Below are 19,122 nucleotides of genomic sequence, written 5' to 3'. Positions count from 1 at the left end.
AAGCTTTCATGTATCGACTCGACGACCTGCTGCACTTGATGGCCCGTCTGCGTGATCCGCAGTACGGTTGCCCATGGGATCTCAAGCAGAACTACGCGACCATCGTGCCCTATACCCTGGAAGAGGCTTACGAGGTCGCTGACGCCATCGAGCGTGGCGACTTCGATCACCTGCCGGGCGAACTCGGCGACCTGCTGTTCCAGGTGGTTTACTACAGCCAGCTGGCGCAAGAGGAAGGGCGCTTCGACTTTGCCCGGGTAGTCGATGGCATCACCACCAAGCTGATTCGTCGCCACCCGCACGTGTTTCCCGACGGTGATCTGTACGGGGCGCCTGATGCGGCGAAGCTGGAGGAGGCTGCGGTCAAGCAGCGCTGGGAAGAGCTCAAGGCCGAGGAGCGCGCCGAAAAGGCCGCTGCACCCGAGCAGCTATCGCTGCTCGATGATGTACCGACGGCGCTGCCGGCGCTCTCGCGTGCGGCCAAGCTGCAGAAGCGTGCTGCCCAGGTCGGTTTCGACTGGCCCGATGCGTTGCCGGTGGTGGACAAGGTGCGCGAAGAGCTGGATGAAGTGCTCGAAGCCATGAGTGAGAACGATGCCGAGGCGGTGGCTGAAGAGATCGGTGACCTGCTGTTCGTTGTCACCAACCTGGCGCGACATCTGAAGGTCGATCCTGAAAGCGCGTTGCGCGCTGCCAATGGCAAGTTCGAGCGGCGTTTTCGCTTCATTGAGCAAAGCGTGCGCGAGGCCGGCCGCCGCCTGGACAACTGCTCGCTGGAGGAGCTGGACGCGCTCTGGGGCGAGGCGAAGAAGCTGGAGAAGCAGTCTCCCGGTTGCTGAGCACCGTAACCCGGATGAAATCCGGGAGAGACGAATCAGCTCCTTCCCGGATTTCATCCGGGCTACGGTGGGTTTTCGGGCTGGAGCCGCTGCGCCTTAGCCCTTATGCTGGGCGCCTTGGATTGGCAGCGCGAATCTGCGTCGCTGCCGCAACTGAATCATGTTCGGGATCTTTAGTCATGGGTCTTTCCCTGCGCGACCAGCTGCTCAAAGCCGGCTTGGTCAATGAAAAACAGGCCAAGCAGGCTGGCAAGCAGCAGCAAAAACAGAAACGTCTGGTGCAAAAGGGTCAGGCCGAGCTGGATGACAGCACGCGTCAGGCCGCGCTGCAGGCGCAGGCCGAAAAGGCTGCACGCGACCAGGAGCTGAACCGTCAGCAGCAGGAAAAAGCCGAGCAGAAGGCCCGCACGGCGCAGATCAAGCAACTGATTGAGCGTTCGCGTCTGCCCAAGCTCGACGGCGAGGACTACTACAACTTCGTCGACGACAAGAAGGTCAAGCGCCTGCCGGTCAACACCCTGGTGCGCAACAAACTGTCCAACGGCTGGTTGGCCATCGTCCGTCATGGCGGTGGTTACGAAATCATTCCGCGTGAGGCGGCGCTGAAGATTCAGGAGCGTGATGCCTCGCGCATCGTCCTGCTCAATACCCACGTTGAAGAGCCGGATGCCGATGATCCGTACGCGGCCTATCAGATCCCTGACGATCTGATGTGGTAATGCCGCGTTTCTGCACGCTTGCCTAGGGTGCGCTGTGCGCACCGCAGAATAGTGCGATCGCTGTTGGTGCGTATGCTGCACCTTGCCCGTAGGTGCGCCGCCTTCAGCAGCGATTGCCGTTCAACAGCACTCGGCCAAAGCTGGCGCCTGCGTCCTGTGGCGTGATCGCCAACAGGCGATCCATACGCAGGCGCTGCTCGCCGTCGGCCGTACGCACCAGCAGAAACTCTTCCTTGCTCGCCGAGGTTTCCGTGGTCAGCGCCTGACCCAGCAGGCGGGAGCCATCGACCAGTTCGATAGCCAACTGATAACGGTGCATGCAGGCGATCTCCAGGTAGTCATAGAGATCGCAGGCCAGGGGTTGGTAGTCGTCCATCGAATCGTCCTCCGCGCTGGCCTAGAGCCTAGCCGAGAAATGACCCTGGCTGTTTTCCATACGCGATAAAAAACGCCGCAACCCTATGCAGGGTTACGGCGTTATCGTTTCGCTGGTAAGCCTTACATCAGCGGAATGGTGTAGCTGACGATCAGGCGGTTTTCGTCCAGGTCACCGATGCTCGCGTTGGAGCGCACCATCGCGTTACGCCAGCGTACGCCAAGGTTTTTCAGCGGGCCTTCCTGGATGATGTAGCTGATGTCGACGTTGCGCTCCCATTCCTTGCCGCTTGCGCCGCCCACACCATCGAAACCGTCACCGGTGACGTAGCGGACGAAGGCCGTCAGGCCTGGGATGCCGTAGCTGGCGAAGTTGACGTCATAGCGCGCCTGCCAGGATTTCTCGTCCTTGCGGGTGAAGTCGAGAATCTGGATGTAGTTGACGATGTACGGATCGGTTTCGGTCAGGAAGGGGAAGGCGTTGTCGCCGCCGACCTTCTGGTAGCCCACGCGGAAGGTGTGCGCGCCGATGCCGGCCCAGAGGTTGATCGAGGTCAGGTCGTTGTCCAGGTTGCCGCCGAGTTTGCGACCGTTGTCCTGCGAGTCGAAGTAGGCCAGGTTGCCGCCCAGTTTCCAGTCGCCGATCGGCTGTACATGGATCAGGTTGTACAGTTTCTGGTCGTAGATATCCTCCAGTTCGCCATACCACAGGCCGACGGTAGTATTGCCGTCATTGAACTTGTAATCGCCGCCGGCGAAATTGTAGCGGTCGCTCTCGCCGCCGACGTTGCTGGCGGTGATGTCGACCCGGTCGGTGGAGGCGCGCTGATTCACTTCACGCAGTTGACCGCCATTGAGGGTCAGTCCGTCGATCTCCTGCGAGGTGATCATGCCGCCAGTGAAGACCTGTGGCAGCAGGCGCGAGTCGCCGGAGCTCACGATTGGCAGCTTCGGCATGAGCCCGCCGACCTTGCCGACGGTTTTCGAGATGCGCGCTTTGACTGCCCCGCTGAGCTCGGAATACTCGTCCGGCCCCTCGTTGCCGAAACTGTTGGGTAGCAGCCCGGTGCCGGCGCGTTCGTCAGACGAGTCGAGTTTCAGGCCCAGGCCTGCATAAGCGTCCAGGCCAAAACCGACGGTGCCCTCGGTAAAGCCGGATTCGGCCTTGAGGATAAAGCCCTGTGCCCACTCCTCGCGCTTGGACTGCTGTGCAGCGGTCGTGTCGCGCAGGTCGCGGTTCATATAGAAGTTGCGCAGTTCCAGAGTGGCTTTGCTGTCGCCGATGAAGTCAGCCTGTGCCAGGCTCGGCAGGGTCATGCTTGCGCCCAGCGTGGCGAGGGCCACGGCACGGGCGAGGGGAGTCTTACTCATTATTGTTGTCTCCTCGTTGTTATAAGCAGGTCGGCCACGAAGTGACCGACCAGTTACGGCGCGGTGAAATAAAGCACTTAGCCTGCGAGTCGACTGTAAGACTTTAGTCTGGCGGGGCTTCGAGCGAAGTTGGCATATTGCTGCGCATAGGCTCTAGCTCGTGGTTGGCAGAGATTTCCCTGGGTTAGGCCATCTATCGGGAAAATTTCGCTCGAACGAAGTCGAGCTGAGAAAAATCGGCAACCGTTGGTCGATAAAGGTTAAAGCTTGCCTCCGTCCGGCCGCTAAGTTCGGCAGATAACCTGTTCGGGTACCCACCACTCATGAATCCTCTGAGCTCACTGAATTCCGCCGCCTCCCGCACTGCGCAGGCCAGTCAGTCGATGGCCTCGCGCAACAATGCTGCCGATGCACAGGCCACCTTGGCCAATCGCCTCGCCGAGAAGCTCGGCGTGCCGCCGGGCTCGCTCTCTGGGTCGCGTGATGACTACACCCCTGAAAAGGTTGCCGGGCGGATTCTCGGTTTCATCGAGCAGCGCCTGCAGAGCGAGGCGGCTGCCGGTGCTGACCCGGCCAAACTGGACAAGCTGCTGACCCAGGCCCGTGAGGGCGTGGAAAAAGGCTTCGCCGAGGCGCGCAAGATTCTCGATGGCATGGGCGTGCTGAAAGGCCAAGTGGCGGGTGACATCGACGACACCTACAAGCGCATCCAGGATGGCTTCGGCGATCTCGACAAGCGTTTCGGCAGCGCCGCCCCCAGCGCCCCGGACAAGGTGGCGGTAGCGGGTTACAGCGAGCGCTTCAGCGCGTTGGCGGAAACCTTCGACCTGTCCGTCACCACTCGCGATGGCGACCGCCTGCGTATTTCCGTGGCGCAGGCGTCGGCCAGTTGGTCGCAGAGCAGCTTCGCCGCGTCCAGCGATGGCAAGTCCACCAGTGTGGTGGGTAGCAGCCAGTCCGGCAGCATGCAGATCGGCGGCTGGCAGGTGGACGTCGAGGGCGAGCTTGATGACGATGAGATCAAGGCGCTGGAGAAACTCTTCAGTCAGGTACAGGATCTCTCCGACAAGTTCTACGCCGGTGATCTGGCAGGCGCCTTCGACCGCGCCATGGCGCTGGATATGGATGGCGAGCAATTGGCGTCGATGTCGCTGCGCCTGACCCAGACCAGCGTGCGCCAGGCTACCGATGCCTATGGCGCGGTGGCCGGGCAGGGCGCCAGTGCGGTCAACAGCGGTCTGCAGGACTATGCCCAGGGGCTGCTCGATGCGCTGCGCAGTGCTGGTGACCTGGCTCAGGATGCTGGCGGTATGCTCAAGGAACTGCTCAAGGGCGGCTTCTCGCTCGATGAGCGCTTCGATTTGCCGCGCCTGGAGAAGGCCGACAGCCTCAACCGCAGCCTGCTCGATGGCCTGCAGTCGCTGATCGCTGGTCAGCCTGGCAAGGACGCTGACGCGAGCTGATTGCCGCCGGTGCTAAACTGCGCGCCTTGCTGATAGTGAGGTGCGCTCATGACGCCTGAATGCCAACTTTTCGGAACCCTGGGCTGCCATCTTTGTGAGGTGGCCGAGGCACTACTCATGCCATTCGTCGAGAACGGCCTGCTGGTCGAGTTGATCGATATTGCCGAGCATGAAGGGATGGTCGAGCAGTACGGTTTACGCATTCCGGTACTGCGTCGCTGCGACAACGCAAGCGAACTGAACTGGCCGTTCGATGCCGAGCAGGTGGTGGCCTTTCTGAGCTGAGAAGGGCGCGTCAACGAAACGCAGGCAATAAAAAACCCGCCGATTAAGGCGGGTTTTAAATTTGGTCGGAGAGACAGGATTCGAACCTGCGACCTTCTCGTCCCGAACGAGACGCGCTACCAAGCTGCGCTACACTCCGAATGCCGCGTATTCTACCGAAAAACTTTTACTGCACAAGGGGTTAGCCCGAAAAAAACTACGAGCCGGCAACCCGGTTGCCGACTCGTATCATCCTTATGGCTGGCCGATCCAGGCGCTCAGGCTGTTGCCTCAGAGCTCCTTGACGGTCTGAACCTGATCCTTGTTGATCGTGGCACGTTTGCCGTCGAGTTGCTCGAACTCGTAGAAGCCGGATTCTTCATCGAATTTGGGCTTGTCCACGGTCTGGATCTCACGGCCGTCATTCAGCGTTATTACCGACGGGCTGGAGCAGCCGGCCAAAGCGGCAAGGCCGAGGGCAATCAGCAGGGCGGGGATGATCCGTTGGTTCATGGTCTGTCTCCTTGGGTAATACAAAGGTGTGCTTTACCCTGGCTCAGACGTAAAACCATCGTGCGAGTTCCGCCAAGGCTCTTTCAGCCTAGTCTTCCGGTGGCGTGCTCGCGAGCATCTCCGGTGTATTGAGGTTGGCCAGGCGAGTGTCGTCGAGCGAGCAGTCGATGGCCACCGGCTCAAGTCGGCCGAACCAGCGTTGCGGGCTGCGCTCGCCAGACTGCCAGGCACGTTCGAGATCCTCTTTGAGCACCGTGGGCAGCAGGCAGAACAGCGGCTGCCAATAGTTGCCCTGGCGGATCACCACCGGCCGGCTCCCGGCGTGAGTCAGCAGTGATTCGATCAGTGCGCGGTCTACCAGTGGGGCGTCGCACGGCAGCACCAGCATCTGTTCATGACGCGCTGCGGTCATGCCCGCGCGAATTCCTGCCAGCGGGCCCTGGAAGTCCTGATCCTGATCGGTCACCAGTTGATCGGCATACGGTGCATAGCGGTCATTGTTGCGGTTGCAGGAGATGATCAAATCGTCGCTCAGTGGCCTGGTCAGATCATGCAACCAGGCAATCAGCGGCTGGCCGCGCCACTCCAGCAAGCCCTTGTCGCGGCCACCCATGCGCTGGCTTCGACCGCCGGAAAGCAGCAGCACCGAGCAGGTGGGGAGGGCGTTGGGTACGGGCATGCGGGCAGTCTCCGGGGGCAGGCTGTGTGATATAACAGCGCCCATTGTCTACTAATTGGATGCCTGCCATGAACCACAAGGCCGATGCGGTTTTCGTGCCGCTGAACATCGCCGTGCTGACTGTCAGCGACACGCGCACGCTGGAGACCGACACCTCGGGGCAACTGCTGGTCGATCGCCTGACCGGCGCCGGTCACCAACTGGCCGCTCGCGTGCTGCTCAAGGACGACCTGTACAAGATCCGCGCCCAGGTGGCGACCTGGATTGCCGAGGATCAGGTTCAGGTGGTGGTGGTCACGGGCGGTACCGGTTTCACCGGGCGCGACAGCACGCCGGAAGCAGTCACCTGCCTGCTGGACAAGCAGGTCGATGGCTTCGGCGAGCTTTTCCGGCAGATTTCCGTGGCCGATATCGGTACTTCTACCATCCAGTCGCGCGCATTGGCCGGATTGGCCAACGGCACGCTGGTTTGCTGCCTGCCGGGTTCGACCAATGCTTGCCGCACCGCCTGGGACGGAATCCTCGGTGAGCAGTTGGATGCGCGGCACCGTCCATGCAACTTCGTCCCGCACCTGAAACAGGTAGGTGCCTGCGAGACCCGTGGATGAGCGGTTGCGATCATCCTGGTCTGTTGCCGATGGAGGCGGCGCTGGAGCGCCTGTTGGCGTTGGCAGAGGCGGCACCCATCGAGCAGAACGAGCTGGTTGCGTTGGCCGAGGCCGATGGTCGAGTGTTGGCCGAGCCGCTGATCGCGGCGCTGGATCTGCCGCCCTGGGCCAACAGCGCGATGGACGGCTACGCCTTGCGTCTGGCTGATTGGACGGGCCAGGCGTTGCCGGTCAGTCAGCGTATTCAGGCTGGCACTGCGCCTGTCTCCCTGCAGACGGGAACCTGCGCGCGCATTTTTACCGGTGCGCCGCTGCCCGAAGGTGCCGATACCGTCGAGATGCAGGAAAACGTCGAGCTGGATGAGGCTGGAAGCGTGCATTTCCGCGAGCCGCTCAAGGTCGGGCAGAACGTACGTGCTCAAGGTCAGGAAACCCGTATCGGAGAATGCGTGCTGCCGGCCGGCACGCGTTTGGGGCCTATCGAGCTGGGGTTGGCGGCGTCTTTGGGCGTAGCGCAATTTTCGGTGCGTCGGCGACTGCGCGTTGCCGTGCTGTCCACGGGGGATGAGCTGGTCGAGCCGGGTCAGGCACTTGGCCCTGGGCAGATCTACAACAGCAACCGGCGTTTGCTGATCGCCTGGTTGCAGCGGCTGGGCTGCAGCGTGGTGGATGCGGGAATATTGCCCGATGACCTGCAACGTACCCGCGAAGCGCTGGGTGCCTTGGGCGAAGTCGATCTGATCCTGTCCACGGGTGGCGTTTCGGTGGGTGAGGCGGATTTTCTCGGCATGGTTCTGCGTGAGGCGGGCGAACTGTCGCTGTGGAAGCTGGCGATCAAACCGGGCAAGCCGCTGACGTTCGGCCATTACCAAGGTGTTCCGGTCATCGGCTTGCCGGGCAACCCGGCTTCGACGTTGGTCACCTTCGGCTTGCTGGCGCGTCCCTATATGCTGCGTCGTCTTGGTGTACAGCGTGTCGAGCCCATGGGTTTTGCGGTGCCGGCAGGTTTTACCTGGGGCAAGCCGGGCATGCGCCGCGAGTACCTGCGAGCGCGTTTGGAGAATGGCCGCGTGGTGCCTTATGCCAACCAGAGCTCTGGCGTGCTGCGCAGTGCCGCCTGGGCTGAGGGCCTGGCCGAGGTCATGGAAGGCAGTACGCTGGCCGAAGGTCAGATGCTGCGGTTTATCCCGTTGAGCGAGATTCTCGGTTAGGTTCTGATTCGCCCGGCCAGGCAGATGGTCGGGCGCTTTAGATGGCGCGGCGAAACCACTGGGTCACATTTCTAACGATAGAATTTGCAAATGAGCGTTATAGAAGGCATAGTCGCCAACTTGTAAATTCAACCGACACGGTCGTGCCCATGCTAAAACGCTTCGCACCCCTCGTGCCTCTTGCACTCACAGTCTTTCTCGCTGCCTGCGCCGGCCACTCGCCGCAACCGCAGATCAGCGAAGCCACGGCCGAGCCAGTCACTCGCCCGCTCTCTCATCGGGTCATACCAGCCGATGACGATGAAATCACCGCACTGATCGACGACAAACCCTACGAAATGCCGCAATTGGCCGACAGCCTGCTTGATCTCGGCCGTTCGCTGATCGGTACTCGCTATCGCTACGGTGGGACCTCGGTACAGTCCGGGTTCGATTGCAGCGGCTTCGTCGGTTACCTGTTCCGCAAAGAGGTCGGTCTCGAATTGCCGCGCTCCACTCGTGAATTGATCAATCTGGATGCGCCGAAGGTGGCCCGTGCCGACCTGGAGCCAGGTGACCTGATTCTGTTCAACGATCGCGGCCGCGGTCGCGTCAGCCACGCCGGCATCTACCTGGGAGATGACCAATTCATCCATTCCAGCAGCAGTCGCAGTGGTGGCGTGCGCATCGACAGCCTGGACGACAGCTACTGGAATCGCAGTTACCTGCAAGCCAAGCGCGTGCTCGCCCTGGCTCCGGTTGAAGATCAGGTCGCTGCCAAGCGTCATAACTGATGTATACGGCGTAACCGCAGAATCTGTTCAAGGGCTGTTTCGATAGGTCTTGAACGGAGCTGAGGGTTGCGCCGTTCGTCGTGAATCGGCAGAGTAGAGCGCATTCAGGCTCTGGATCGCCTCGCTTATGCCCGTCACGACCCGTGTCGTCCTTATCTCCCTCGTTCTGCTACTGAGTGCGTGTAGCAGTCGTGCTCCCTCTCCTCAGCCTACCTACAGTCCTCCAGTCTCTTCTTCGTCCTATCAGGGCGGCGCCGAAGATGTCTTGTTCCGCGCCCTCGGTCTGGTCGGTACGCCCTATCGTTATGGCGGCAATACCCCGGAAGGCGGCTTCGACTGCAGTGGTCTGATCGGCTACGTCTACCGCGATGCAGCCGGTATCAGCCTGCCACGTTCGACCCGTGAGCTGAGCGCGATGCGTACCCCGGATGTTCGGCGCGATGCCCTGCAGAGTGGTGATCTGGTGTTCTTCGCCACCAATGGCGGTCGTGCCGTCAGTCATGCCGGCATTTATGTCGGCGAGGGGCGTTTCGTCCATGCGCCGTCCAGTGGCGGTACCGTGCGCCTGGACAGCCTCGATAACGTCTACTGGCAGCGTGTCTACCTCGATGCCAAACGAGTCATCACCCCAGAGCTCGCTCGTAACCCCTGACCCTCCATGAGCGAGCCCATTCGCCTGCCGCCTCAGCCTGAGCTCTGTGAGCTGTGCGCGCGGTCTGTCGCACTGACCCGCCATCACCTGATTCCCAAGGCGCTGCACGACAAGGTCTATGTGCAGAAACGCTTCGCTCGTCATGAGCGCATTACCGCCACGCTTTGGGTCTGCCGCGCCTGCCATAACCAGATTCACCGTCTGTTCAGCGAAAAGGAGCTGGCGCTGACTTACAACAGCCGCGAGGCGCTGCTGAGTGATGAGCGTTTGCGGACTTTCGTCGATTGGTTGGCGAGCAAACCGCCTGGGTTCATGCCCAGGCACTGAGCGGCGTTGACGGGTAGGGCTGCCAGCCTCTACCCTGCGCGCCTTGCTTCAGGTGCCCCGAGTCGCTGCGAATGACGGCCGAGGGGTGAAACAGGGAAGCCGGTTCGAATGCCGGCGCTGCCCCCGCAACGGTAGGTGAGTCAAACGCTGCTCGAAGCCACTGTGCTATGCACGGGAAGGCGCGGTGTCGAACCTTTGGGTTCGCTCACGAGCCCGGAGACCGGCCTGTCGCAGTTTCACGGCATCGCGGAGGGCGCTGTCCGGCTAACGCTCCGGTTTGACCGGGGCGTTCGTGTTTTCTGTCTTCCGCTCGCCTGACCAGCCATTGGCACCTGGATGAGGATGTGCGGATCATCGCGACCTTCTTCCTCATTGCCGTTCGCACTGTTTATCGATCAACAGGCGGCGCGGGTGCCTGACGTACAGGAGCACAGCATGAGCGAGTCCACCGAGCGCGATGCCCGCCACAAGGCGCGCATGCAGCGCAAGAAAGCCCTGATCGACGAGAAGATCGCCCAGGCTCAGGACGAATACGGCCTGCTGCTGGTGCACAGCGGCAATGGCAAGGGCAAGAGCAGCAGCGCTTTCGGCATGGTCGCGCGCGCCCTCGGTCATGGCCTCAAGGTCGGCGTGGTGCAGTTCATCAAGGGTGCCGCCAGCACCGGTGAGGAAACCTTCTTCCGCCGCTTTCCCGAGGAAGTCAGCTATCACGTGATGGGCGAGGGTTTCACCTGGGAAACCCAGGATCGCCAGCGTGATATCGCCAAGGCGCAGGAAGCCTGGGCCATTGCCAGGCGCTTGCTTGGCGATGAATCCATCGGCCTGGTGGTGCTGGATGAGCTGAACATCGCCCTCAAGCATGGCTATCTCGAACTGGATGCGGTGCTGGCCGATATCGAAGCGCGGCCGCTGCTGCAGCACGTGGTGGTAACGGGGCGGGGCGCCTTGCCGGGGATGATCGAGGCGGCCGATACGGTCACCGAGATGAGTCTGGTCAAGCATGCGTTCAAGTCCGGAGTGAAGGCGCAGAAGGGCATCGAATTCTGATGGAAGCACGTCACTGCCCGGCGCTGCTGATTGCCGCGCCAGCTTCGGGTCAGGGCAAGACCACCGTCACCGCCGCGCTGGCGCGCCTGCATACGCGTCAGGGGCGCCGGGTGCGAGTGTTCAAGTGCGGCCCGGACTTCCTCGATCCGATGATCCACGCCCGCGCCAGCGGCGCGCCGGTGTACCAGCTCGACCTGGCCATGGTGGGTGAGGCGGAGAGCCGCCGGCTGTTGTGGCAGGCCGCGGGCGAGGCCGATCTGATCCTGATCGAAGGGGTGATGGGCTTGTTCGACGGCAAGCCGTCGGCGGCCGATCTGGCCCGTTACTTTGGCGTACCGGTACTGGGCGTGATCGACGGTGCAGCCATGGCGCAGACCTTCGGCGCGCTGGCTCACGGCCTGGCCACCTTCCAGCCGGATCTGCCGTTTGCCGGAGTGCTCGGCAACCGCGTCGCCAGTACCCGCCATGGCGATATTCTGCGTGATGCCTTGCCATCGAGCATCCGCTGGTTCGGCGCTTTGCCGCGCAGTGCCGCGGTGGAGTTGCCGAGTCGGCATCTGGGCCTGGTGCAGGCAACTGAGCTGGCCGATCTGGAAGCACGCCTGGACGCCGTCGCCGACGCCCTGGCGGCCAGCGCCGATGTCGATCTGCCGCCGGCGGTGAGCTTCGCCGCGCCGCAGATCGACGAACCTGCGCCCTTGCTCCAAGGCGTGCGGATCGGTGTGGCGCGGGATGCCGCGTTCGCCTTCCTTTATCAGGCCAATCTCGACCTGCTGCAGGCGCTGGGGGCTGAGCTGCGCTATTTCTCGCCGCTGATCGATCAAGCGCTGCCGGACGTGGACAGTCTCTACTTGCCTGGCGGTTATCCCGAGCTGTACCTGGCAGAGCTGGAGGGCAACCAGGCCATGGCTGCGGCGATCCGTACCCATCACCAGGCCGGCAAGCCACTGCTCGCCGAGTGTGGCGGCATGCTCTATTTGCTCGATGAGCTGCGCGACAAGCAGGGCGGCAGTGGCCGCATGCTTGGCCTGCTCAGCGGCAGTGCGGCTTTGCAGCCACGGCTGACGGCACTGGCCCTGCAGGAAGTGACGCTGCCGGAAGGCGAGCTGCGCGGCCACAGTTACCACCACTCTCGCCTGGAAAGTCCCTTGCAGCCCCTGGCGCTCGGCCGTTGCCCGAACGGCAAGCCGGTGGCCGAGGCGGTCTATCGCCTGGGTCGGCTGACGGCCAGCTATATCCACTTCTACCTGCCGTCCAATCCGGAGGCGGCCGCCGCGCTGCTGCGTCCATGAGCGAGCATGCTTTCACTCCAGCAGAGCGTGCGGCGGTATACCGCGCCATTGCCGAGCGCCGCGACATGCGCCACTTCGCCGGCGGGCAGGTACCGCCTGAGGTGTTGGCGCGGCTGCTCGAAGCGGCGCACCACGCGCCCAGCGTCGGCCTGATGCAGCCGTGGCGCTTCCTGCGTATCAGCGATCCGCAATTGCGTGAGGCGGCCCATGCGCTGGTGGAGGTGGAGCGGGTACGCACCGCCGAAGTCCTGGGCGAGCGCTCGGATGAGTTCATGCGGCTCAAGGTCGAGGGTATCCGCGATTGCGCCGAGCTGCTGGCGGTGGCGCTGATGGAAGGGCGCGAAGCGCATGTCTTTGGACGACGCACGTTGCCGGAAATGGATATGGCTTCGGTGGCCTGCGCCATTCAGAATCTGTGGCTGGCTGCGCGGGCCGAAGGGCTGGGCCTGGGCTGGGTGTCGTTGTTCGACCCCGAAGCGCTGGCCGGGCTGCTGGGTATGCCGGCTGGCAGCAAGCCGGTGGCGCTGCTGTGCCTGGGGCCGGTGCACGCCTTCTACGAGAAACCGATGCTGGTGGAAGAGGGCTGGGCCACACCTCGGCCGCTGTCCGAATTGCTGTTCGAGAATCGATGGGGATCCTCTGGTGAGTGAACGATGAGCCTGGCGCTGATCACCTGTGCCAGCGTGGCGCTGGATGCCTTGCTGGGCGAGCCACGCCGCGCGCATCCGCTGGTTGCCTTCGGCCGCCTGGCCGGGCGCCTGGAGCAGCGCTTCAATCCCGCTGGTGGTGGCTGGCGTAGTCATGGCGTGACGGCCTGGTGCCTGGCAGTGCTGCCGCTGACCTTCATCACCTGGCTGCTGGTGCAGGTGAGCTCGTTTGGTTGGGCGGTGGAGATCTTTGCTTTGTACTTCGCCCTTGGCCTGCGCAGCCTGTACGAGCACGCACAGCCGGTGGCGCAGGCGCTGCGCCTGGGCGATCTGGCCCTGGCGCGTGAGCGGGTCGGCTGGATGGTCAGCCGTAACACTGCCGAACTGGACGCCACGGGCGTGGCCCGCGCCGGCACCGAGTCGGTGCTGGAAAATGGCTCCGATGCGGTATTCGCCGCCTTGTTCTGGTTTATCGTCGCCGGCGCCCCCGGCGTGGTGCTGTACCGCCTGAGCAACACCCTCGACGCCATGTGGGGTTACCGCAACGAACGCTTCGAGCGCTTTGGCTGGGCGGCGGCGAAGATCGATGATGTGCTCAATTACATTCCAGCGCGCCTGGTTGCGTTGACCTACGCCCTGCTCGGGCACACCGCTCTGGCCCTGCGCTGCTGGCGCAAGCAGGCGCCCTTGTGGGACAGTCCCAATGCTGGCCCGGTAATGGCGTCTGGCGCAGGCAGCCTGGGTGTCAGTCTGGGCGGTGTGGCGGAGTATCACGGCGAGCGGCATGAGCGCCCGCAGTTGGGCGAGGGCCCGGCGCCGCGTGCGCGGGATATCGAGCGGGCGATGAATCGAGTCGTCGCGGGCGTTGGCTTATGGCTGGTATGCCTGATCGTATTGGAGGTCTGGGTTGCTTGAGCATGGAGGTCGACTGCGCGCCGCTGCGCAGCGCTATGGCATCCCCCTTGAAGACTGGCTGGATCTGTCCACCGGAGTTGCGCCTTACGGCTGGGATCTGCCGGCCGTCCCCGGTTCGGCTTGGGCTCGCCTGCCTGAAGCGGACGATGGGCTGGAGCAGGCGGCGCGCGACTACTACGGCGCCGTCAGCCTGCTGCCGGTAGCCGGTTCGCAAGCGGCGATCCAGACTCTGCCACGTCTGCGCCGCAATGCCAGTGTCGGCATCATCGCGCCCACTTACGCCGAGCACGCCGCAGCCTGGCGTCGTGAAGGCCATCGTGTCACCAAGCTCAGCGAGGGTTCGGTGCATCGCGCGCTGCCGCAGCTGGATGTGTTGCTGGTGGTCAACCCGAACAACCCGACTGGCCGCCTGATCGAGCCGCCCCGTCTGCTCGACTGGCACGATGAGCTGGTCGAGCGCGGCGGCTGGCTGGTGGTCGACGAAGCCTTCATGGATTGCACGCCGGAGCACAGCCTGGCCGCCTACAGCGACATGCCGGGGCTGATCGTGCTGCGTTCGTTCGGCAAGTTCTTCGGCCTGGCCGGCCTGCGTCTTGGCTTCGTCCTGGCCGCTCAGGCGCTGCTGGATGAACTGGAAACGCTGCTCGGCCCATGGGCCGTCAGCGGCCCGGCACGCAGCGTGGCGCTGAGCCTGCTGGTCGATGGTGAGGGCCAGCGTCGCCAGCGTGAACGCCTGCTGGCCGACGGCGAGCGCCTGCAGGCATTGCTGCGTGACTGTGGCTTGCCATCGAGCGGCGGCTCGTCGCTGTTCCAGTTTTGCTGCACCCGGCGCGCCGTGCCCTGCGCCGAGCTGATGGCGCGCCGCGGCATCCTGGTGCGCCTGTTCGCCGAGCTGGACAGCCTGCGCTTCGGCTTGCCGGCGGACGAATCTGGCTGGCTGCGCCTGGAACAGGCGCTGCTGGAATGTGCGCCGATACTGGCGAGTCTCGAGGAAACGCCCTGATGGCCACCCTGATGGTGCAGGGCACCACCTCCGACGCCGGCAAGAGCACGCTGGTGACGGCGCTGTGCCGCTGGGCGCGGCGTCAGGGCATTTCCGTGGCGCCGTTCAAACCGCAGAACATGGCGCTCAATTCCGCCGTGACCGCCGACGGCGGCGAGATCGGCCGCGCGCAAGCGGTGCAGGCGCAGGCGGCCGGTCTGGAGCCGCATACCGACATGAACCCGGTGCTGCTCAAGCCCAACAGCGACATGGGCGCTCAGGTGATCATCCACGGCCGCGCCATCGGCAACATGCAGGCGCTGACCTATCACGGCTACAAGCCGGTGGCCATGGCAGCGGTGCTGGAATCCCATGCACGATTGCAGGAGCGCCACGAGCTGGTGTTGGTCGAAGGCGCCGGCTCGCCCGCCGAGATCAACCTGCGGGCCGGCGACATCGCCAACATGGGCTTCGCCGAAGCGGTGGATTGCCCGGTGATTCTGATTGCCGATATCGACAAGGGCGGCGTGTTCGCCCATCTGGTCGGCACCCTGGAACTGCTCAGCCCGAGCGAGCAGGCGCGTGTCCAGGGCTTCGTGATCAACCGTTTTCGGGGCGACATCGCGTTGCTCAAACCGGGGCTGGACTGGCTCGAACAGCGTACCGGCAAGCCAGTGCTGGGCGTGCTGCCGTACCTGATGGATTTCCACCTGGAAGCCGAAGACGCCGTCGATACCCGTCAGCAGGCCAAGGACGCACAGGCGTTGCGCGTGGTGGTGCCGGTTCTGCCGCGTATCAGCAACCACACCGATTTCGATCCGTTGCGCCTGCACCCACAGGTGCAGCTGACCTTCGTCGGGCCGGGCCAAGCCATTCCCCCGGCGGATCTGATCATCCTGCCTGGCTCCAAGAGCGTACGTGCCGACCTCGCGCGCCTGCGTGAACAGGGCTGGGATGCAGCCATCGCCCGCCACCTGCGCTACGGCGGCAAGGTTCTGGGTATTTGCGGTGGTCTGCAGATGCTTGGTCGACAGATTCACGACCCGCACGGCCTGGAGGGTGTTGCCGGCAGTAGCGAAGGCCTTGGCCTGCTCGATTTCGAGACGCTGCTGGAACCGGAGAAGCAGTTGCGCAACGTGCGTGGCCGGCTGTGTCTGGAGCAGGCGCCGGTCAGCGGCTACGAGATCCATGCCGGCGTCAGCCATGGGCCGGGTCTTAACGGCGCCGTGCAGCTCGATGACGGCCGCAGTGACGGTGGTCTCAGTGCCGATGGGCAGGTACTTGCTACCTACCTGCATGGCCTGTTCGAGCAACCGTCGGCGTTCGCCGCGTTGTTGCGCTGGGCCGGGCTGCCCGAGGTGCAGACGGTGGATTACCAGGCGCTACGCGAGCGCGATATCGAACGCCTGGCCGATCAGGTGGAATTGCACCTGGATACCGAAAAACTCAAGGCGCTTTACGGCCTGGGGTAGGGGCGCGGCACCCGCAGGTTTTGAAATGGTGCGCACAGCGCACCCTACGGAGTGAAGATGCTTGAATTGATCCTCGGCGGTGCTCGTTCCGGCAAGAGCCGGCTGGCCGAGAAGCTGGCCGACGAGTCCGGGTTGGAGGTCGTCTACATCGCCACCAGCCAGCCGCTCGATGGCGAGATGAATGCGCGCGTTGCTCAGCATCGCGCACGTCGGCCTGCGCACTGGGCGTTGGTCGAGGAGCCAGTGGCGCTGGCCCGTGTGCTGCGTGAACAGGCTGCGCCCGGTCGTTGCCTGCTGGTGGACTGCCTGACCCTGTGGCTGACCAATCTACTGATGCTGGAGGATTCGGCGCGGCTTGAGGCTGAGCGCGAGCTGTTGCTCGGCTGTGTGGATGCGTTGCCAGGACGCATCCTGCTGGTCAGCAACGAAACCGGGCTGGGCGTGGTGCCGCTGGGCGAGCTGACTCGCCGTTATGTCGATGAGGCCGGCTGGCTGCACCAGGCGCTGGCAGAGCGTAGCCAGCGTGTGCTGTTCACCGTGGCCGGGTTGCCCATGGTGCTCAAGGGGGATGCGTTATGAGTCTGCAATGGTGGCAAGGGCCGTGTCAGCCGCTCGATCATGTTGCAAGGGCCAAGGCCGAAACGCGGCAGCAGCAGTTGACCAAACCCACGGGTTCGTTGGGGCGCCTGGAGAGTCTCGCCATCCATCTGGCGGCGTTGCAGGGGCGCGAGCGGCCGAGCCTGGACAAACTGTGGATCGGCATCTTTGCCGGTGACCATGGCGTGGTGGCCGAGGGCATTTCCGCCTATCCGCAAGCGGTGACCGGGCAGATGCTGGCCAACTTCGTCAGCGGCGGCGCCGCCATCAGCGTGCTCGCGCGTCAGTTGGATGCGGCGCTCGAGGTGATCGACCTGGGCACCGCCGAGCCGTTGCCGCCGTTGCCTGGCGTGCGACACCTGCAGGTCGGCGCCGGCACGCAGAATTTTGCCCGCGATCCGGCGATGACCCTGGCCCAGGTAATGATCTGCCTGGAGGCCGGGCGCGACAGCATCCAGCGCGCCCGTGCCGTTGGTTGTGATCTGTTCGTTGGCGGTGAGATGGGCATTGGCAACACCACGGTAGCGGCGGCGTTGGCCTGCTGGCTGCTGGATTGCCCGGCGAGCGAGCTGGCCGGCCCAGGTACGGGGCTGGACAGTTCCGGTGTAGCGCACAAGGCGCGGGTGATCGATGCTGCGTTGGCACTGCACCGGGCGCAAATCGACGGGCCGTTGCAGGCACTGATCCACCTGGGCGGCTTCGAGATCGCCGCACTCACCGGCGCCTACCTGGCCGCCGCGCAGCAAGGCATGGCGGTATTGGTCGATGGTTTCATCTGCAGCGTTGCGGCCTTGCTCGCCGTGCGCCTGAATCCTGGCTGCCGCGACTGGCTGCTGTTCGCCCATCACGGCGCCGAGCCGGGGCATGTGCGCGTACTGCAGGCGCTGGAGGCGCAACCGTTGCTGGAACTCGGTTTGCGTCTGGGTGAAGGCAGTGGGGCCGCGTTGGCCGTGCCGTTGCTGCGCCTGGCTTGCGCCCTGCATGGGCAGATGGCGACCTTCGCCGAAGCCGCCGTGGCGCAGAGGCCGAGCTGATGCTGCAGCTGGAACTGCTGCGCCATGGCGAGACCGAGCAGGGTGGTGGGCTGCGCGGTAGCCTGGACGACGCGTTGACCGAGCAAGGCTGGGCACAGTTGCGTACCGCCGTGCAGGATGCCGGCCCTTGGGATCGCCTGATCAGCTCGCCGCTGCAGCGCTGCGCACGGTTTGCCGAGGAAGTGGCCACGGCCCATGCCCTGCCGCTGCACTATGAGCCAGGCCTGCAGGAGTTGCATTTCGGTGACTGGGAAGGGCGCAGCGCTGCCGAACTGATGCAGAGCGATGCTGAAGCACTGGGCCAGTTCTGGGCCGACCCCTATGGTTTCACGCCGCCCAATGGCGAGCCGTTGCTGCAATTCGAGGCGCGTGTACTGGCTGCGTTACAACGATTGCAGCACGACCATGCGGGGGAGCGTCTGCTGCTGGTCACTCATGGTGGCGTGATGCGCCTGCTGCTGGCGCGGGCACGCGGCCTGCCACGCCAGGATCTGCTGCAGGTCAACGTCGGCTATGCCCAGCGTTTTCGCCTGAGCCTGGCTGCCGACGGGCAACTGACGGAATTGCCATGATCACGCTACTGATCGCTCTACAGTTTCTTACCCGTTTGCCGGTCAGCCTACCGGGCATGCCGACGCCGGAGCAGGTGGGGCGCTCGCTGCTCTGGTACCCGGCGGTGGGATTATTGCTCGGCCTGCTGCTGTGGGGGGCTCATCTGTTACTGGGGCAGACTTCGGCGCTACTGCAGGCGGCGATCATTCTGGCTCTGTGGGTGGCGCTGAGTGGCGGCCTGCACCTGGACGGCCTGGCCGATACGGCCGATGCCTGGGTGGGCGGCTTCGGTGATCGCGAGCGGACGCTGACGATCATGAAAGATCCGCGCAGCGGCCCCATCGCGGTCGTGGTGCTGGTGCTGCTGTTGTTGCTCAAGTTCGCCGCTCTGTTCACGCTGCTGCAAGCCGGGCAGGGCATTTACCTGATGCTGCTGCCCTGGTTGGGACGCAGCCTGTTGCCGTTGTTGTTGGCGACCACGCCCTATGTGCGGGCCGGTGGGCTTGGCCAGGCGCTGGCCGATCATCTGCCGCGTCGGCAACTGCCCTGGGTGTTGGGTGCTCACGTGGCGGGCATGCTGCTGTTCGGCTGGCAGGGGCTGCTGGCCCTGACGACTGGCTTGTTGCTGTTCGCCTGGTTGCGCCGCGCCTTGCTGCAACGCCTCGGCGGCACTACTGGCGATACGGCCGGTGCACTGGTCGAGCTGGCCGAGTGCGGCGCGCTGGTGGCCATTGCGTTGAGCCTCTGACACAACTGTTATGCCGATGCAGCGCGTAACTGTATGAGTGTG

Annotated in this window: 23 protein-coding genes, 1 tRNA gene and 1 riboswitch; of the genes, 19 read left to right on the top strand and 5 right to left on the bottom strand. The window is 63.9% G+C overall.

Annotated elements, in window-relative coordinates; translation table 11 throughout:
• The first annotated feature begins 8 nt into the window (after positions 1-8).
• Both mazG and C7A17_RS00555 read left to right on the top strand, forming a co-directional pair.
• Entirely contained in the window at positions 9-839 is an 831-nt protein-coding gene (mazG, locus tag C7A17_RS00560) for a nucleoside triphosphate pyrophosphohydrolase (protein ID WP_106736137.1), read from the top strand.
• Between the two features lie 179 nt (positions 840-1,018).
• Positions 1,019-1,558 (top strand): DUF2058 domain-containing protein, encoded by a 540-nt coding sequence (locus tag C7A17_RS00555; RefSeq protein WP_106736135.1) that lies wholly within the window; start codon positions 1,019-1,021, stop codon positions 1,556-1,558.
• Positions 1,559-1,661: 103 nt separating this feature from the next.
• On the opposite strand, the gene C7A17_RS00550 is transcribed toward C7A17_RS00555, so the two are convergent.
• The gene (locus C7A17_RS00550; protein WP_106736133.1) at positions 1,662-1,934 is read right to left on the bottom strand and encodes a Rho-binding antiterminator; all 273 of its coding nucleotides are present in this window, start codon (positions 1,932-1,934) and stop codon (positions 1,662-1,664) included.
• 122 nt (positions 1,935-2,056) lie between these two features.
• Positions 2,057-3,304 (bottom strand): OprD family porin, encoded by a 1,248-nt coding sequence (locus C7A17_RS00545; RefSeq protein ID WP_106736131.1) that lies wholly within the window; start codon positions 3,302-3,304, stop codon positions 2,057-2,059.
• Between the two features lie 323 nt (positions 3,305-3,627).
• Between C7A17_RS00545 and C7A17_RS00540 the strand changes: the two genes are divergently transcribed.
• Complete coding sequence (locus C7A17_RS00540; protein WP_106736130.1) at positions 3,628-4,767, top strand: DUF5610 domain-containing protein; 1,140 nt, start codon at positions 3,628-3,630, stop codon at positions 4,765-4,767.
• A 48-nt stretch (positions 4,768-4,815) separates the two neighbouring features.
• Positions 4,816-5,052, top strand: a complete 237-nt coding sequence (locus tag C7A17_RS00535; RefSeq protein WP_106736128.1) for a glutaredoxin family protein — start codon at positions 4,816-4,818, stop codon at positions 5,050-5,052.
• 62 nt (positions 5,053-5,114) lie between these two features.
• On the opposite strand, the gene C7A17_RS00530 is transcribed toward C7A17_RS00535, so the two are convergent.
• The 3 genes from C7A17_RS00530 to mobA form a co-directional block, all read right to left on the bottom strand.
• Positions 5,115-5,191 (bottom strand) — tRNA-Pro (locus tag C7A17_RS00530).
• Positions 5,192-5,322: 131 nt separating this feature from the next.
• Positions 5,323-5,544 (bottom strand): YgdI/YgdR family lipoprotein, encoded by a 222-nt coding sequence (locus C7A17_RS00525; protein WP_106736126.1) that lies wholly within the window; start codon positions 5,542-5,544, stop codon positions 5,323-5,325.
• 88 nt (positions 5,545-5,632) lie between these two features.
• Positions 5,633-6,223 (bottom strand): molybdenum cofactor guanylyltransferase MobA, encoded by a 591-nt coding sequence (mobA, locus tag C7A17_RS00520; protein WP_106736123.1) that lies wholly within the window; start codon positions 6,221-6,223, stop codon positions 5,633-5,635.
• 68 nt (positions 6,224-6,291) lie between these two features.
• On the opposite strand from mobA, the gene moaB reads away from it, so the two are divergent.
• The 15 genes from moaB to C7A17_RS00445 all read left to right on the top strand — a co-directional run bounded on the left by moaB (position 6,292) and on the right by C7A17_RS00445 (position 19,080).
• The gene (moaB, locus tag C7A17_RS00515) at positions 6,292-6,831 is read left to right on the top strand and encodes a molybdenum cofactor biosynthesis protein B (RefSeq protein ID WP_106736121.1); all 540 of its coding nucleotides are present in this window, start codon (positions 6,292-6,294) and stop codon (positions 6,829-6,831) included.
• Entirely contained in the window at positions 6,828-8,042 is a 1,215-nt protein-coding gene (locus C7A17_RS00510) for a molybdopterin molybdotransferase MoeA (RefSeq protein ID WP_106736119.1), read from the top strand. The genes moaB and C7A17_RS00510 overlap by 4 nt, the downstream gene beginning before the upstream one ends.
• A gap of 149 nt (positions 8,043-8,191) precedes the next feature.
• Entirely contained in the window at positions 8,192-8,815 is a 624-nt protein-coding gene (locus C7A17_RS00505) for a C40 family peptidase (RefSeq protein WP_106736117.1), read from the top strand.
• A gap of 127 nt (positions 8,816-8,942) precedes the next feature.
• Positions 8,943-9,467 carry a C40 family peptidase gene (locus C7A17_RS00500; protein ID WP_106736115.1) on the top strand — a complete coding sequence of 175 codons (525 nt, stop codon included), beginning with the start codon at positions 8,943-8,945 and terminating at the stop codon, positions 9,465-9,467.
• A gap of 6 nt (positions 9,468-9,473) precedes the next feature.
• Positions 9,474-9,794 (top strand): hypothetical protein, encoded by a 321-nt coding sequence (locus tag C7A17_RS00495; RefSeq protein ID WP_106736113.1) that lies wholly within the window; start codon positions 9,474-9,476, stop codon positions 9,792-9,794.
• 33 nt (positions 9,795-9,827) lie between these two features.
• A riboswitch (cobalamin riboswitch) is annotated at positions 9,828-10,037 on the top strand.
• Positions 10,038-10,229: 192 nt separating this feature from the next.
• Complete coding sequence (gene cobO, locus C7A17_RS00490) at positions 10,230-10,841, top strand: cob(I)yrinic acid a,c-diamide adenosyltransferase (protein WP_106736112.1); 612 nt, start codon at positions 10,230-10,232, stop codon at positions 10,839-10,841.
• On the top strand, positions 10,841-12,133 hold the full coding sequence (locus C7A17_RS00485; RefSeq protein ID WP_106736110.1) for a cobyrinate a,c-diamide synthase: 1,293 nt from the start codon (positions 10,841-10,843) through the stop codon (positions 12,131-12,133). The genes cobO and C7A17_RS00485 overlap by 1 nt, the downstream gene beginning before the upstream one ends.
• A complete protein-coding gene (gene bluB / locus C7A17_RS00480; RefSeq protein WP_106736108.1) occupies positions 12,130-12,783 on the top strand; it encodes a 5,6-dimethylbenzimidazole synthase in 654 nt (217 codons plus the stop codon). Before C7A17_RS00485 ends, bluB begins: the two co-directional genes overlap by 4 nt.
• 3 nt (positions 12,784-12,786) lie before the next feature.
• A complete protein-coding gene (gene cbiB, locus C7A17_RS00475; RefSeq protein ID WP_106736105.1) occupies positions 12,787-13,695 on the top strand; it encodes an adenosylcobinamide-phosphate synthase CbiB in 909 nt (302 codons plus the stop codon).
• On the top strand, positions 13,688-14,698 hold the full coding sequence (cobD, locus tag C7A17_RS00470; RefSeq protein WP_106736103.1) for a threonine-phosphate decarboxylase CobD: 1,011 nt from the start codon (positions 13,688-13,690) through the stop codon (positions 14,696-14,698). Before cbiB ends, cobD begins: the two co-directional genes overlap by 8 nt.
• Positions 14,698-16,149: a cobyric acid synthase gene (locus C7A17_RS00465; protein ID WP_106736101.1), complete on the top strand. Its 1,452-nt coding sequence runs from the start codon at positions 14,698-14,700 to the stop codon at positions 16,147-16,149. Before cobD ends, C7A17_RS00465 begins: the two co-directional genes overlap by 1 nt.
• A 57-nt stretch (positions 16,150-16,206) precedes the next feature.
• On the top strand, positions 16,207-16,728 hold the full coding sequence (gene cobU, locus C7A17_RS00460; protein WP_075746796.1) for a bifunctional adenosylcobinamide kinase/adenosylcobinamide-phosphate guanylyltransferase: 522 nt from the start codon (positions 16,207-16,209) through the stop codon (positions 16,726-16,728).
• A complete protein-coding gene (gene cobT / locus C7A17_RS00455; RefSeq protein WP_106736099.1) occupies positions 16,725-17,780 on the top strand; it encodes a nicotinate-nucleotide--dimethylbenzimidazole phosphoribosyltransferase in 1,056 nt (351 codons plus the stop codon). The genes cobU and cobT overlap by 4 nt, the downstream gene beginning before the upstream one ends.
• Positions 17,777-18,352 carry an alpha-ribazole phosphatase family protein gene (gene cobC / locus C7A17_RS00450; protein ID WP_199796429.1) on the top strand — a complete coding sequence of 192 codons (576 nt, stop codon included), beginning with the start codon at positions 17,777-17,779 and terminating at the stop codon, positions 18,350-18,352. The genes cobT and cobC overlap by 4 nt, the downstream gene beginning before the upstream one ends.
• Entirely contained in the window at positions 18,349-19,080 is a 732-nt protein-coding gene (locus C7A17_RS00445; protein ID WP_106736094.1) for an adenosylcobinamide-GDP ribazoletransferase, read from the top strand. The genes cobC and C7A17_RS00445 overlap by 4 nt, the downstream gene beginning before the upstream one ends.
• The last annotated feature ends 42 nt before the right edge of the window (positions 19,081-19,122 follow it).

Source organism: Pseudomonas mendocina (assembly GCF_003008615.1).
Classification (GTDB): Bacteria; Pseudomonadota; Gammaproteobacteria; order Pseudomonadales; family Pseudomonadaceae; genus Aquipseudomonas; species Aquipseudomonas mendocina_C.
The sequence above is the reverse complement of the archived record's forward strand: the minus strand, read 5'-3'. Positions and strand labels throughout refer to the sequence as shown.

Coding starts and splice junctions, on each gene's coding strand:
- mazG (WP_106736137.1), top strand. CDS start 9: ATGTATCGACTCGACGACCTGCTGCACTTGATGGCCCGTCTGCGTGAT.
- C7A17_RS00555 (WP_106736135.1), top strand. CDS start 1,019: ATGGGTCTTTCCCTGCGCGACCAGCTGCTCAAAGCCGGCTTGGTCAAT.
- C7A17_RS00550 (WP_106736133.1), bottom strand. CDS start 1,934: ATGGACGACTACCAACCCCTGGCCTGCGATCTCTATGACTACCTGGAG.
- C7A17_RS00545 (WP_106736131.1), bottom strand. CDS start 3,304: ATGAGTAAGACTCCCCTCGCCCGTGCCGTGGCCCTCGCCACGCTGGGC.
- C7A17_RS00540 (WP_106736130.1), top strand. CDS start 3,628: ATGAATCCTCTGAGCTCACTGAATTCCGCCGCCTCCCGCACTGCGCAG.
- C7A17_RS00535 (WP_106736128.1), top strand. CDS start 4,816: ATGACGCCTGAATGCCAACTTTTCGGAACCCTGGGCTGCCATCTTTGT.
- C7A17_RS00525 (WP_106736126.1), bottom strand. CDS start 5,544: ATGAACCAACGGATCATCCCCGCCCTGCTGATTGCCCTCGGCCTTGCC.
- mobA (WP_106736123.1), bottom strand. CDS start 6,223: ATGCCCGTACCCAACGCCCTCCCCACCTGCTCGGTGCTGCTGCTTTCC.
- moaB (WP_106736121.1), top strand. CDS start 6,292: ATGAACCACAAGGCCGATGCGGTTTTCGTGCCGCTGAACATCGCCGTG.
- C7A17_RS00510 (WP_106736119.1), top strand. CDS start 6,828: ATGAGCGGTTGCGATCATCCTGGTCTGTTGCCGATGGAGGCGGCGCTG.
- C7A17_RS00505 (WP_106736117.1), top strand. CDS start 8,192: ATGCTAAAACGCTTCGCACCCCTCGTGCCTCTTGCACTCACAGTCTTT.
- C7A17_RS00500 (WP_106736115.1), top strand. CDS start 8,943: ATGCCCGTCACGACCCGTGTCGTCCTTATCTCCCTCGTTCTGCTACTG.
- C7A17_RS00495 (WP_106736113.1), top strand. CDS start 9,474: ATGAGCGAGCCCATTCGCCTGCCGCCTCAGCCTGAGCTCTGTGAGCTG.
- cobO (WP_106736112.1), top strand. CDS start 10,230: ATGAGCGAGTCCACCGAGCGCGATGCCCGCCACAAGGCGCGCATGCAG.
- C7A17_RS00485 (WP_106736110.1), top strand. CDS start 10,841: ATGGAAGCACGTCACTGCCCGGCGCTGCTGATTGCCGCGCCAGCTTCG.
- bluB (WP_106736108.1), top strand. CDS start 12,130: ATGAGCGAGCATGCTTTCACTCCAGCAGAGCGTGCGGCGGTATACCGC.
- cbiB (WP_106736105.1), top strand. CDS start 12,787: ATGAGCCTGGCGCTGATCACCTGTGCCAGCGTGGCGCTGGATGCCTTG.
- C7A17_RS00465 (WP_106736101.1), top strand. CDS start 14,698: ATGGCCACCCTGATGGTGCAGGGCACCACCTCCGACGCCGGCAAGAGC.
- cobU (WP_075746796.1), top strand. CDS start 16,207: ATGCTTGAATTGATCCTCGGCGGTGCTCGTTCCGGCAAGAGCCGGCTG.
- cobT (WP_106736099.1), top strand. CDS start 16,725: ATGAGTCTGCAATGGTGGCAAGGGCCGTGTCAGCCGCTCGATCATGTT.
- C7A17_RS00445 (WP_106736094.1), top strand. CDS start 18,349: ATGATCACGCTACTGATCGCTCTACAGTTTCTTACCCGTTTGCCGGTC.